Origin of the sequence: Gordonia insulae (assembly GCF_003855095.1) — a bacterium.
Taxonomy (GTDB): Bacteria; Actinomycetota; Actinomycetes; order Mycobacteriales; family Mycobacteriaceae; genus Gordonia; species Gordonia insulae.
On sequence record NZ_CP033972.1, the window covers coordinates 1,964,627 to 1,978,353 of the forward strand.

General features: G+C 67.7%; 9 protein-coding genes and 1 pseudogene. 3 read left to right on the forward strand and 7 right to left on the reverse strand.

All coding sequences use genetic code 11. The annotated features are described in order from the left end of the window. Positions 1 to 124 precede the first annotated feature (124 nt). The 4 genes from D7316_RS08895 to D7316_RS08910 form a co-directional block, all read right to left on the reverse strand. Entirely contained in the window at positions 125 to 718 is a 594-nt protein-coding gene (locus D7316_RS08895) for a MogA/MoaB family molybdenum cofactor biosynthesis protein (RefSeq protein ID WP_124707965.1), read from the reverse strand. Positions 719 to 757: 39 nt separating this feature from the next. Then, complete coding sequence (locus D7316_RS08900; protein WP_124707966.1) at positions 758 to 2,185, reverse strand: trypsin-like peptidase domain-containing protein; 1,428 nt, start codon at positions 2,183 to 2,185, stop codon at positions 758 to 760. Positions 2,186 to 2,334: 149 nt separating this feature from the next. Then, the gene (locus D7316_RS08905) at positions 2,335 to 3,753 is read right to left on the reverse strand and encodes a HAMP domain-containing sensor histidine kinase (RefSeq protein WP_124711214.1); all 1,419 of its coding nucleotides are present in this window, start codon (positions 3,751 to 3,753) and stop codon (positions 2,335 to 2,337) included. Positions 3,754 to 3,833: 80 nt separating this feature from the next. Then, a complete protein-coding gene (locus tag D7316_RS08910; RefSeq protein ID WP_124707967.1) occupies positions 3,834 to 4,520 on the reverse strand; it encodes a response regulator transcription factor in 687 nt (228 codons plus the stop codon). Positions 4,521 to 4,651: 131 nt separating this feature from the next. Here D7316_RS08910 and D7316_RS08915 point away from each other — a divergent pair, with 131 nt between their 5' ends. From D7316_RS08915 to D7316_RS08925, 3 genes are all read left to right on the forward strand, one after another. Further along, entirely contained in the window at positions 4,652 to 5,143 is a 492-nt protein-coding gene (locus tag D7316_RS08915; protein ID WP_124707968.1) for a hypothetical protein, read from the forward strand. Positions 5,144 to 5,308: 165 nt separating this feature from the next. After that, entirely contained in the window at positions 5,309 to 9,424 is a 4,116-nt protein-coding gene (locus D7316_RS08920; protein ID WP_232017156.1) for a molybdopterin-dependent oxidoreductase, read from the forward strand. Between the two features lie 144 nt (positions 9,425 to 9,568). Next, positions 9,569 to 10,282: a hypothetical protein gene (locus D7316_RS08925; protein ID WP_197718206.1), complete on the forward strand. Its 714-nt coding sequence runs from the start codon at positions 9,569 to 9,571 to the stop codon at positions 10,280 to 10,282. A 10-nt stretch (positions 10,283 to 10,292) separates the two neighbouring features. Here D7316_RS08925 and D7316_RS08930 read toward each other — a convergent pair. From D7316_RS08930 to D7316_RS08940, 3 genes and pseudogenes are all read right to left on the reverse strand, one after another. After that, a pseudogene (locus D7316_RS08930) lies at positions 10,293 to 10,615 on the reverse strand (Rieske (2Fe-2S) protein). Then, positions 10,612 to 13,098: a nitrite reductase large subunit NirB gene (nirB, locus tag D7316_RS08935; protein WP_124707970.1), complete on the reverse strand. Its 2,487-nt coding sequence runs from the start codon at positions 13,096 to 13,098 to the stop codon at positions 10,612 to 10,614. Before nirB ends, D7316_RS08930 begins: the two are co-directional and overlap by 4 nt. Beyond that, complete coding sequence (locus D7316_RS08940; protein WP_124707971.1) at positions 13,098 to 13,445, reverse strand: molybdopterin oxidoreductase; 348 nt, start codon at positions 13,443 to 13,445, stop codon at positions 13,098 to 13,100. The genes nirB and D7316_RS08940 overlap by 1 nt, the downstream gene beginning before the upstream one ends. Positions 13,446 to 13,727: the final 282 nt, after the last annotated feature.

Here is a 13,727-nt window from a genome sequence, read left to right on the forward strand (position 1 = left end):
GACCCGCCAGCCCGCCGCCGGACCTGCTTCATCGCCGGAATCGCTGGTCATCGCAGATTCCGAGGAGTGGTCGGGATCACAGTGCGACCCGGTCGCGGGCTCGTCAGCGGGGGACGTCACGGGCTCAGAACTCGCTGATCGCCTCGATCACATGCTTGGCCAACGGCGCGACGGTCGCCATGCCGTCACGCACCGCCGCGCGCGAGTTCGCGAGGTTCACCACGAGGGTCTGGCCGGAGATCCCGGCCAGACCACGGGACAGGCCACCGTCGGTCGCGCCCGCGGCGAGGCCGGAGCTGCGGACCGCCTCCTCGATGCCACGCAGTCGCCGATCCAGGAGCGCCTCGGTCGCCTCCGGGGCGACATCACGTGCCCCCACGCCGACACCACCCACGGACACGACGAGGTCGACACCGCCGATCACCGCGGTGTTCAGCGCATTGCGGATCTCCACCTCGTCCCCGGACACGGCGACCGTGGCGTCGACATGGAAACCTGCCTCGCCGAGGAGTTCCCCCACGAGTGGGCCGAGCAGGCTCTGATCCTCACCGTGGGCGGCACGATCGTCGACGACGACGACCAGGGCCCGGCCGATCTCGTCGCCGGTTGCGGACACACGTCCGTCGTCGTCGCTGTGACGTGCGACGAACTCACGTGCGGCCGCATCTGCGGCCACCACGTCGTCGGGGTCGATGGCGGTGGATCCGGAGTCGCTCATTCTCAACCTCTCTGCTCCATGACGGAGATCGTGCGGGAACTAACCGGTGCGCAGGGTCTCCAATGTGACCTGCGCGGTTCGGGTCTGGCCGTTGACGACATAGGTGATGGTGACGTTGTCGCCCGGTGCGTGTGAGCGAACGGCAGCCACCAGGGCATCACCGCTCGCGATGTTGCGGTCGTCGACCTTGGTGACCACCGCACCCTGCGGGATACCCGCCTTGTCCGCCGGGCCGCCCGCCGTCACATCGGAGATGTAGGCGCCCGGTTGCTCGACCTCGGTGTTCGCCCGCACCGACACACCGAGCCCGGCCTGCGTGGCCTTACCGGTGTCACGCAGTTCGTAGGCCACCCGGATCGCCTGGTCGATCGGGATCGCGAAACCCAGACCGATGCTGCCGCCCTGCTGTTCCGCGGAGGCCCCCAGGGTCGCGATCGCGGTGTTGATCCCGATCAACGCCCCTTTGGCGTTCACCAGGGCGCCGCCGGAGTTACCGGGGTTGATCGCCGCGTCCGTCTGGATGGCGTCGATCACCGATGTCGTCCCGGATTCCCGGGAGGTCGACACCGGGCGGTTGAGCGCGCTGATGATGCCGGTCGTCACGGTGCCCTCGAGACCGAGTGGCGCACCGATCGCGATGACGTCCTGGCCCACCGCGAGATTGTTCGAGGTACCGATGTTGATCGGGGTGAGGCCGGACTTATCCACCTTGATGACCGCGATGTCGGAGATCGGGTCCGCGCCCAGCACCCGCGCAGGTGACCGCGAGCCGTCAGAGAAGATGACCAACACCTCGCTGGCGCGCGCGGCACCGGCCTCGGACACGACATGGTTGTTGGTCATGATGACGCCGTCCGCGGACAGGACGACCCCGGATCCACCGCCCTCGGCGTTGCCCGACCGCACGATGATCGAGACCACCGACGGCAGCACGCTGGCCGCGACCTCCTGGACCGACCCCGCTGGTGCCTCGACCTGACCGGCCGACCCGCTGTTGGGGTCGCCACCGAGGGGTCCGGTGTGCGCCGCCGACGAGGAATCGTCGGTCACGTTCGCACCGATCACACCGCCCGCGACACCGGCGACGAGTGCGAGCACCACGGCACCCACGGCCAGTGCGGCCTTCGCGCCACCCCCGGACTTCTTCTTCGGCGCCGGTTCGCCCTGGCCGTGGGCCGGGATCCCCGATGTCGGCGCACCGGGTCCGCTCTGGCCGGCGGCGTACTGAGGCTGGGTGGGGAACGGTGCCGACGGTGGTGACCCGTACGGATCGGCGTAGCGCTGGGTCGACGCGGCGTGGTGGCCGTAGGTATTCGCATCAGGTCCCTGCCCGGGCGCCTGGCCGGCCTGCGGATAGGGGTTGGACCCATAGCCGGGTGCACCGTACTGACCTGGCGAGCCATACGGATTCTGACCGGGCCCGTTGCCGGGGCCGTACGGATCGCCCTGCGAACCGCCACTCGTCATGTCGTCTTCCTTGCTCTCCGACAGCCGCCACACCCGGCGATTGTCCCGACTGCCTGCGGGCCGACTCGCGCCGATCCCGATCCCGATCCTCAACCCTAGGGGATCAGGTACGGCAGTCGGTGACCAACGGTCGTGGTCCGCCCACACAACTACTGACGAACGACCTGCGGTGAAGGTTCCTCGGGCGTCGGACTACCGGGCAGTGTCATTCGGATGAGCGCCCCGCCGAGATCGGACTGTTCGGCGCGAACCGTGCCGCCGTGCCGGGCGACGGCCTGTCGCACGATCGCCAGACCGAGTCCCGATCCCGGCATCGACCTCGACTGGGTGGACCGATAGAAGCGCTCGAACACCAACTCCCGGTCCTCCTCGGGTATGCCGGGTCCGGCATCGGCGACGGTCAGCTCCGCCGTCGCAGCGTCGATCTGACGCAACCGCACCTGTACCGGCCGACCGCGCGGACTCCATTTCGCCGCGTTGTCCAACACGTTCAGCACCGCCCGGTTGAGTCCGTGCTCCTCGCCGAAGACGAACCACGGTGTCAGATCTGTGTGGAAATCGACGTCGCTGCGCCGTCGTCGGATCCGTTCCAGAGTGCGGGTGATCACCTCCGTCAGATCGACCTCCTCGTGGACCACCTCGGGGGCGTCCTCACGCGCGAGATCCACCAGATCACCGACGAGCGTGGACAGTTCCTCGATCTGCGCCATGACGTCGGACCGCAACTCGACCATGTCCTGCGCGGGCATCAGCGGCGCGCCGGGCTCGCTCGCCGCGATGAGCAACTCGAGATTCGTCCGCAACGACGTCAACGGGGTGCGGAGCTCGTGACCGGCGTCGGCGACCAACCGCGACTGCCGGTCGCGCGACTCCGCGAGTGCGCGCAGCATCGTGTTGAAGCTCTCGGTCAACCGGGCCAGCTCGTCGTTGCCCGATACCGGCATCGGGGTCAGATCCTGTGTGCGCGCGACCCTTTCGGCGGCCCGGGTGAGGCGGCCGACGGGACGGAGGCCGGCACGGGCGACCGTGGTCCCGGCCAGCGCGGCCAGCGCGACCCCGCCCCCACCGACCACCAGCAGCACCCAGGCCAGGCGCTTGAGCACGCGGTCGGTGTGTAACAGACTCTGCGCCAACACGAGTGTGTTGCCGTCGTCGAGCTTGCGGGCCAGCACCCGCTGATTGCGGATCGTCCGCAGGCTCTGGATGTTGTTGCCCGGACTGTAATCCGACCGTGCGATCTTGCGTTCGACATCCTCGAACGGCACCTCGCCGATCAGGTAGCTCCGCCCGTCGGGCCGGACCAAGGCCAGGGAGATGTTGGTGGAGAACACCGTTCCGGTGACCAGCGATTCCGGCCGCTCGTTGAGCAACCCGGTCTTCGCGAGCGCCGTCATGCCGTCGGCGCGACTCTCCAGTTGTGAATCCACCTCGTTGTACATCGCGCGGTACACGACGAAGTAGGCAGCCGCCGCCATCAGACTGACCGAGACCAGTACGACGGTCGCCGACAGCAGCGTGACGCGCGTCTTCAGCGACACCGCACGTGTCAACGGCATCGGCGGCCGCATCTCCTTCAGCTCGTCGCGCCGGCGGCGCAAGAACCCGCGCCGCGTCGACGTCGGCGCGACGGCTGTGGTGTCGGCACGCACTAGGGTGGCGTCTCCCGCAGCACGTAGCCGACGCCCCGCACGGTGTGGATCAACCGTGATTCACCGTCGGCCTCGGTCTTGCGACGCAGATAGCCGACGTAGACCTCGAGCGCGTTGCCCGACGTCGGGAAGTCGTAGCCCCAGACCTCCTCGAGGATGCGGCTGCGCGACAGCACCCGACGCGGATTGGCCATCAACATCTCGAGCAGCGCGAACTCGGTGCGGGTCAGGCTGATGCTCCGCTCGCCGCGCGAGACGTCGCGGGTGACCGGGTCCAGCGTGAGGTCGGCGAACACGAGGGCCTCGGACTCGGCGTCGTCCTCGGGGGTCGCACGGCGCAGGAGCGCGCGCAGCCGTGCCAGCAACTCCTCGAGCGCGAAGGGTTTGGGCAGGTAGTCGTCGGCGCCCGCGTCGAGGCCCGACACCCGCTCGGACACCGAATCGCGGGCGGTCAGGACCAGGATCGGCAGGTCGTCGCCGGCCGAACGCAATCGCCGACAGACCTCGAGGCCGTCGAGGCGCGGCATCATCACGTCCAGGATCACCACGTCGGGGCGGTCGGCGACGATCTTCTCGAGGGCTTCGAGCCCGTCGGCCGCGGTTTCGACCGCATAGCCGTTGAAGGACAGCGACCGACGCAGCGATTCACGGACCGCCCGATCGTCGTCGACCACAAGGATGCGCATACCTACAGTCTTATCGTGAACTGCTGAGATGTGTCTGAGGACGGCACCTGTTGGTCGTCGTGTCGTTCGCGCAGGTGTGGCGGCGTGTCTGGCTGTTCTGCCGCCGCCACCGGTCGGCTAGCATTCGCGGCGTGAACCGATTCCGCCGTGGCGTCGTCGCCGGCCTCGTGAGTGTCTCCGCAGCCCTCGCCGCCGTGGCGGCGACCGGCGGCGCACCCGGCGCGGCGGGCGCGGCACCCGCGACCTGCACTCCGGACCGTCAACTCGCGGCGGCCGACGCCTACATCACCGCGCTCGGCGATCGCACCACGGCGGGCGCGGTGCCCTTCGCGCGCGACGCGGTCCGGTACGAGAACGGGCTGCAGACCGGGTTCTCCGGTGAGCAGATGCGGCGCGACCTCGACCTGCACATCCAATACTCCGTGATGACCGCGCCCCGGGTCCTCTCCCGGACGGTCGGCGCACACGGCGACCCCGACGTGCTCGCCTACCGGTTCGTCGTGCCGGTGGTGATCGGCGGCGCCCACATCGTCGACGCACCGACCGACGAGACCTTCCGCATCCCCCGCTCGACCTGCCTCATCCAGCGCATCGACGCGCGCATCACGCTCGCGCCGGTCTGACCTCCGACGCCTGCCGCACAGGTGCCCGCCCACCCTGTGAGGTCAAGTTGATAGGCGCGTAACTGGACGCTTTGAATCAGGAAACACGTCCGGACAACGCTGGTGAGCGTGAAGTCCGTCGACATCGTCCATTCGCTGTGCGCCTACTGCGGGGTGGGCTGTGGCATGGACCTTGCGGTCGACGAGAACGGCCAGGTGGCCAAGACCGTCGGACGCAAGGACCACCCGACCAATTTCGGCCGTCTCTGCACCAAGGGATCCACCACCGCCGACATGCTGGCGGCCGGCGGCCGGCTCGTCACGCCGATGGTCCGCCCGGAGCGGGGCGACTCCCCCACACCCGCGGACATGGACCAGGTGATCACCGACACCGCCCGCCGGCTGCGCGCCATCATCGACGAGGACGGCCCCGACGCCGTTGCCCTGTACGTCTCCGGCCAGATGTCGATGGAGGCACAGTATCTGTCCAACAAGCTGGCGAAGGGCTTCATCGGCACCAATCAGATCGAGTCGAACTCGCGGCTGTGCATGGCCAGCGCAGGTACCGGGTACAAGCAGTCACTGGGCTCCGACGGACCGCCCGGGTCGTATCAGGATTTCGATCACGCCGACGTCTTCTTCGTCATCGGATCGAATATGGCCGACTGCCACCCGATCCTGCACATGCGCATGATGGACCGCATCAAGGCCGGCGCGAAACTGATCGTCGTCGATCCCCGCCGCACCGCCACCGCCGACAAATGTGACCTGTTCCTGCAGGTGAAGCCGGGTACCGACCTCGCGCTGCTCAACGGCCTGCTCCACCTGTTGATCACCGGCGGACACGTCGACCAGGACTTCGTGGCGTCCTACACCGACGGTTTCGAGCAGATGCCGGACTTCGCCGGGCAGTACCCGCCGGACGTGGTCGCCGAGATCACCGGTATCCCCGTCGACGACCTGCACCGTGCCGCCGAGATGATCGGCACCGCCGACAACTGGATGAGTTGCTGGACGATGGGCCTCAATCAGTCGACGCACGGCACCTGGAACACCAACGCGCTGATCAACCTGCACCTGGCCACCGGCGCGATCTGCCGACTCGGCAGCGGCCCGTTCTCGCTGACCGGTCAGCCGAACGCGATGGGCGGACGCGAGATGGGCTACATGGGCCCGGGGCTGCCGGGCCAACGCGCGGTCATCTCCGCCGACGACCGCGAGTTCGTCGAGACCCGCTGGGGCGTGGAGCCGGGGACGCTGCGCACCGACGTCGGCGGCGGCACCATCGACATGTTCGAGCGGATGGCCGACGGGCAGATCCGGGCCTGCTGGATCATCTGCACCAACCCGGTGGCATCGGTGGCCAACCGGTCCACGGTCATCGCCGGGCTCGAGCGTGCCGAGTTGGTCATCACCCAGGACGCGTTCGCCGAGACCGAGACCAACGCATACGCCGATGTGGCACTGCCGGCAGCCCTGTGGTCGGAGTCGACCGGCACGATGGTCAACTCCGAGCGCAACATCACCCTCTTCGAACCTGCGCTGGGCGCACCCGGCCAGGCGCAGCCGGACTGGCAGATCATCGCGCGGATCGCCTGCGAGATGGGTTACGCCGACGCCTTCTCCTATTCGTGTGCCGAGGAGATCTTCGACGAGATCCGCGAGTTCGCCAATCCGCGTACCGGCTACGACCTGCGCGGCGTCACCTACGACGGGCTACGTCGCACCCCCATGCAGTGGCCGTCCCCGCCCGAGGACCTCATCGAGGGGTCCAACCCCGGAGGTCGCAACCCGATCCGCTATCTCAACGACGGTGTCAGCCAGACGCTGTACCGCGCCGCCGACGGCTCCACCCCGGCGCTGGCCTTCGCCACGCCGACGCGGCGCGCCCAGTTCTTCGCCCGCCCGCATGTGGATCCGGCCGAGATGCCCGACGACGACTTCCCGGTCCTGCTGAACACGGGCCGACTTCCCCACCAGTGGCACACGCTCACCAAGACCGGTCGGGTGGCCAAGCTGAACAAGTTGGCACCCGGCCCGTTCGTGGAGATCCATCCCGACGACGCCGCACGGCTCGGCATCGGCGCCAAGGACCAGGTGGAAGTGGCGTCCCGGCGCGGCCGCGCGGTCCTGCCGGCCTCGGTCTCCGACCGGGTACGACCGGGCAACTGCTTCGTGCCGTTCCACTGGAACGACATGTTCGGCGAGGATCTGGCCATCAACGCCGTCACCTCCGACGCGATCGACCCGCTCTCCCAGCAGCCCGAGTTCAAGGTCTGCGCGGTCACCCTGACCAGGGTCTCCGGACCACAGACCGAGGAGGACCCCGCGACCGATACACCGGGTGTCACCACGACCGGCGAGCACCGGGTCGTCGACAGCCCAGTCGATGCACTCGCATCTGCGTTGGGTCTCTCGGCGCTCGAGGTCATCCGGCCGTCGGATGCCGAACGCACCTATCTCGCGGGGATCATCGCCGGACTGCGGGCCCAGCCTCTCGTCGGCGAGCGCCCCTACCTGCCGGCGGGGGCGCCGTTGCGCGCCGAGGTCCACGCCTGGGCGGCCGGTCTGATCGACGGCATCTTCGCGCGGACCCCGCACCCCGGCGCAGCTGTGCCCGGCGACGTCGGGAACGACGCCGCGGCCCAGGCGGCACGCGACGTCATCACCGTGCTGTGGGCGTCCCAGATGGGCAACGCCGAGGAGTTCGCCACCGAGACCGCAGATCACATCCGTGCGAAGGGCTTCGACGTCACGGTCACCGAGATGGATGCGGCCGACGTCGAGGCGCTGACGGGCACGGCCCTGTTCGTCAGCTCGACGACCGGCGACGGCGAACCGCCGGACAACGGGTCGGCGTTCTGGGACGCGCTGAGCGGCGACTCGGCTCCGGACCTGTCCGGATTGCGTTACGCCGTACTGGCGTTCGGCGATTCGAGCTACGACAACTTCTGCGGGCACGGCCGCAATCTCGACGAGCGACTCGTCGAGCTCGGCGCCCAGCGGCTCCTCGAACGCGTCGACTGCGAACCCGACTTCGAGGAACCTGCGGGTCAGTGGCTGGACCGGGTGCACACCGTGATCGGCTCGGACAACGCGTCGGTTCCGACGTCGGCGGATCAGGTCACGGTGGTCAGTGAACCGGCCGACTCGCCGGCGCAGCCGTCGGTGCGGACCGCGCCCGCCTACTCGAAGAAGAGTCCGTTGGTGACCCATCTGTCGCGCAATGTGAAGTTGAGTGCCGACGGGTCGCAGAAGGACGTGCGCAACTTCGGTTTTCACCTGCCCGGCGACGCGATGAGTTACAAAGCCGGCGACGCTCTTGGTGTCTGGCCACTCAACAACGCGTCTCTCATCGACGAATGGCTCGACGTCACCGGACTCGACGGCGGCGAGATCGTCGATGCCCCCGGTGGTGACGAGATGCCGCTGCACCGTGCGCTGCGCGAGCGGCTGGAGTTCGCCAAGGTCACACCGGATTTCATGCGTTTCGTGGCCGACCGCAACGGGTCGGCACATCTGCATTCGTTGGCCGCCGCGGGCAACAAGAAGGACATGGAGTCGTGGACCTGGGGCCGCCAGACGGTCGACGTGCTGACCGAGTACCCGGTGAAGGCAGACGCGGATGAGTGGATCTCCGTACTGAAACCTCTTCAGCCACGGTCGTATTCGATCTCCTCGAGTCCGCTGCACAATCCGGAGGAGGTAGAACTCACGGTGTCGGCCGTGCGCTACAACCTGCACGGCAAACCGCGCGGCGGCGTGTGCTCGACGTTCCTGGCCGACCACTGCGACGCGCAGGAGATCGGTGTGTTCGTGACGTCGACGACCCATTTTCGGCCCCCGACCGATCCGGATACGCCGATGATCATGATCGGACCCGGCACCGGCGTCGCACCGTTCCGCGGCTTCCTGCGTGAGCGTCAGGCACAGGGCCACGAGGGCAAGAACTGGTTGTTCTTCGGCGAGCAGTACTCGGCCACCGACTTCTACTACCGTGACGAGCTCACGACGATGCTCTCCGACGGGTTGCTGACCCGGCTCGACGTCGCATTCTCGCGCGATCAGGAACGCAAGATCTATGTTCAGGATCGCATGCGCGAACACGGCGAGGAGATCTACCGCTGGCTGCACGACGGCGCGCACGTCTACGTCTGCGGGGACGCGACCCGGATGGCCAAGGACGTCGACGCGACCCTCAAGGAGATCGTCGCCCACCACGGCCGGCGCTCACCCGCCGGCGCGGAGTCGTACGTGAAGGCGCTGGCAGCGGACAAACGGTACGTGCGGGACGTGTACTGAGTTCCCGGAGCTCCCGAAAGCGGTCCACGCACCGGGGCGACTCGCCCACCAAAGACGGCGGACGACAGCAGTGACCGGCTAGTGCCAACTCGTCCGTGCGCCACAGGGTTCCCCCGGCGCACCCGAGTGCGCGAGGGTCCGATCATGAGAATCCGCTCCGCCTTCCTGCTCGTCGGGTTGACCGCCGCCGCCGTCTCCGGATGTGCCACCGACGACGGCCAATCGGCGTCGCCCGGTTCATCGAGCGTGTCGTCGTCGGTGGCGAGCAGCGTGGTCTCGAGCGCGGCGAGCACCACCGCCTCGACATCGGCGGGCGCAGCGTCCTCGGTTCCGGCATCGCTCACTTTCGGCGACCCCTATCCGAACGCCGAGTCACCCTGTCGGCGACTGGGCGAGAGCTCGACCACCTCCCAGTGGCTCGATGACAGCGCGATCCTGGTCGGCTGCCCGGCAGGCGTCGACCCCGCAGCCCTCGGGGGCAAGGTCGTCGGGCAGGTGGACGGGATCACCATCGTGTCGGTGCCGACCGGCGATGCGAATGCCGGCCTGCCATCGGCATCGGCACAGACGACCAAGGGCGTCGTCTGCTCGACGACCGGAACCCCTCCGACCGCTGACTGCGCAGCCAAGGTGACCCGCGACTGGGGCGACGACAAGAAGAGCACACTCGTCGAGGTCACCAAACCCGACGGATCATCTCGCGCGCTGTTCTTCCACGGCACCACGCCCTATGGCGCCGACAGTTCCCAGGCCGACGGGTCCGCCGCCTACGACTTCGTCGTCACGCGGCAGGGCGGCGCCAGCGTCATCACCTTCGGCCCCGAGCGTTACGTGGTGCCCGACTCCCTGGTCCGCTGACCGGGTCTGGTCACAGCCAGACCACGATCTCCCCGGCGCGATCCTCGATCCGATACACCCCGAGCGACCCGATCCCCTCGGCTGTGCAGCCACCGTCGGAGAAGCGAAAGGTGTACTGGTGCAGGGGGCACACGATGTGGCCCAGGTCGAACTGGCCGTCGGCGATCGGACCTCCCCGGTGCGGGCAGACGGCATCGGTGGCACGCAGCGTGCCATCGGTCATCCGGAACACGGCGAGCTGACGACCGTCGACCGCGTACGCGCGTCCCTCCCCGGCTGCAGGTCCTCCAGACGACCGATCGGGACGGCCGTCTCGTTGGACACCGCGGTCATCGGACCGGCACCTTCGGCAGCGGCAGCAGCGGCAACGACGAGGTGAACTGGGCAGGCGAGCGTGGCTGCGCACGATCGAGCCAGGGATCGACATAGTTGCCGACGGCCTCGTCGATCCGCTCCTGCAGTCCGTCGACGATCCCGTCGCGGTCGTCGACGAGGATCGCCCGCAGTTCCTCGATACCGATCCGCGGCACCCAGGCATAGGTGCGTTCGAGCCACTTCGCCTGTTCGCGGTAGTACTGGATGAAGATGCCGCACAACCGGATCACCTCCTCCGGGGAGTCAACCGTGGCGAGCACGTCGCCCTTGCGGATGTGGGCACCGGCGGCACCGCCGACGTAGATCTCCCATTTTCCGTCGCCGATGGCGACCACTCCGAAGTCCTTGCACAGGGCCTCGGCACAGTTGCGCGGACACCCGGTGACCGCCAACTTCAGCTTCGCCGGCGACTCCAGACCCTGGTAGCGACTCTCGATGTCGATACCCAGCTGTGTTGAGTCGCCCAGTCCGAAGCGGCAGTAATCGGTGCCCACACAGGTCTTCACCGTCCGGAACGATTTTCCGTACGCATACCCCGACGGCATGTCCAGGTCCTGCCAGACCTTCGGCAGGTCTTCCTTTTTCACACCGAGCAGGTCGATCCGCTGACCGCCGGTCGCCTTGATCATGGGGATGTCGTACTTCTCGGCGACGTCGGCGATCTTGCGCAGCTGCTCCGGCGACGTCACGCCGCCCTTCATCTGCGGTACCACCGAGAAGGTCCCGTCGCGCTGGATGTTCGCGTGCACCCGATCGTTGACGAACAGCGCGCCGGGCTCACGCTTCCAGTCCTGACCCCAGATCACCCGTAGCAGTGAGGACAGCGGCATCTTCGACGCCGCGTCCTCGCCGTCGGGGGCGAGCGCGGCGAACACCTCGGTGACCGACCGCAGATCCTGGCGCCGGATGGCGTCGATCAGTTCCGGTTTCGTCAGCGGGATCGCCGGCACGTACCACTCCGCCGACTTGTCGACGGTGAGCGTGTCACCGGCCGCGAACTCCACGATGTCGCCGACGAGCTGCTTGCACGAGCCGCAGCCCTTGCCGGCGCGCGTCTGGGCACACACCTCGCTCACGCTCGTGCACCCGCTCTGCACGCAGGAGACGATGTCGCCCTTGGTGACACCGTTGCAGTTGCAGACCTGTACGTCGTCGGCGAGCTCGGCCGCGCCGGTCGCCGCGGTGGGGGTACCCATGTCGAACAGCATCGAGATGCGTTCGTCGGGCAGCGGCACCTTGTCGTCGAATGCCTGCGTCAGGAAGTTCGCCTTGGAGATGTCGCCGAGCAGCATCGCGCCGATGAGCTTGTTGTCGCGCACGACGACGCTCTTGTAGGTCCCGCTGCGGGGTTCGTAGAACTGGACGAACTCGTCGTCCTCACGTTCGGGCCCTTTGACCCCCATCGCCGCGACGTCGACTCCGGCGACCTTGAGCTTGGTGGTGAGCCTCGACCCGTGGTACTCGGCGTCCGGGTTGTTACCGGTGAGGACGTCGGCGAGCACCACCGCCTGTTCCCACAATGGCGCGACCAAGCCGTACACCTCGCTGCGATGCTGCGCGCACTCACCGACGGCGTAGATGAAACCCTCATCCTCGCAACGCATCTGGTCGTCGACGACGATTCCTCGTTCGATCACCAGGCCGGCGCCACGGGCGAGTTCCACGTTCGGTCGGATACCGGCGGTCACGACGATCATGTCGGCGGGCAGCGAATCACCGTCGTTGAAGCCGACCCCCGACACCCGACCGGAGTCGTCGCGCAGCACCGCAGTGGTCCGTTTTCCGGTGTATACGCCCACACCCAGTTCCTCGATCTTGTTGCGCAGCACCTTTCCGCCGCGCTCGTCGAGTTGCTGGTTCATCAGATGCCCCGGTGAATGCACCACGTCGACGTCGAGGCCTTGGGTCTTGAGCCCGTAGGCCGCCTCCAGACCCAGCAACCCGCCGCCGATCACCACTGCGCGGATGTCGTCGCGTGAGGTCGCCATCTGCAGCATGCCGTTGGTGTCCTCGATGGTGCGGAAACCGAACACCCCACGCGCCAGGCGCCCGTCAGCTTCCCGGAGGCCGTCCATGTTGGGGAAGAACGTGTTCGAGCCGGTGGCGATGATCAGGGCGTCGAAGGGAATGACAGTGCCGCTGGCACACGTGACGGTCTTGGCGAAGCGGTCGATGGCCTCCGCGCTGTCGCCGGCGCGCAGCGTCACGCCGTTCTCCCGGTACCACGCCATCGGGTTGAGCATCAGATCGTCGTCGTCGATGGAGGTCTCGCCGGAGAGCACGTGGCTGAGCATGATGCGGTTGTAGTTGCCATAGGGTTCGTCGCCGATCATCGTGACGTCGAATTGGTCGCCACCGCCGCGGGCGAGGATCTCCTCGACGGTCCGGGCACCGGCCATGCCGTTGCCGACGACCACGAGCCTGCGCTTGGCGACCGGCATCAGAAGACGACCATGCCGAAGTCGATGACGACCTCGCCCGAGGTTCCCTCCGGTGCGGCCAACACCAGTTCCAGGGTGGAATCGGGATCCACGTCCTCCACCACGCGGAGCGGCACGTTGACCGACGAGCGCGCCCCCATCGGGAAGACGCGCATGGGCTGACCGTCGCGCATCAGGGTCACCGAGATCAGCTCGCCCGAACTGTTGCCGCCGCGGAAATACAGCGGTTGCGCGGTCATCCCCGATGGCACCACGAAGGACAGCGAAGGGTCGATCGGCGCGGGTTTGGTGAGCCCCGTCCCGGTGAACGCGTAGACGCCTTGCAGAAATCGCGGTGTACTGGACATACGAGTCACTATCGCCATCGCGCGTGAATCACTTCTTGCCTCGGTGTTACAAGGCGATTGTCAGGACCTCACTGCCCAGGTCGGCAGCTGTGATACCCGAGCCCCCACCGCCGGTTGAGTAGGCCAAGGCGCCAGCCGAACCCCCACCGCTGGTTGAGTAGGCCGAGGCGCCAGCCGAACCCCCACCGCTGGTTGAGTAGGCCGAGGCGCCAGCCGAGGCCGTATCGAAACCACGGAACCTGATCTCGATACGCTCCTCACTCCGTTCGTCGCACTCGATCA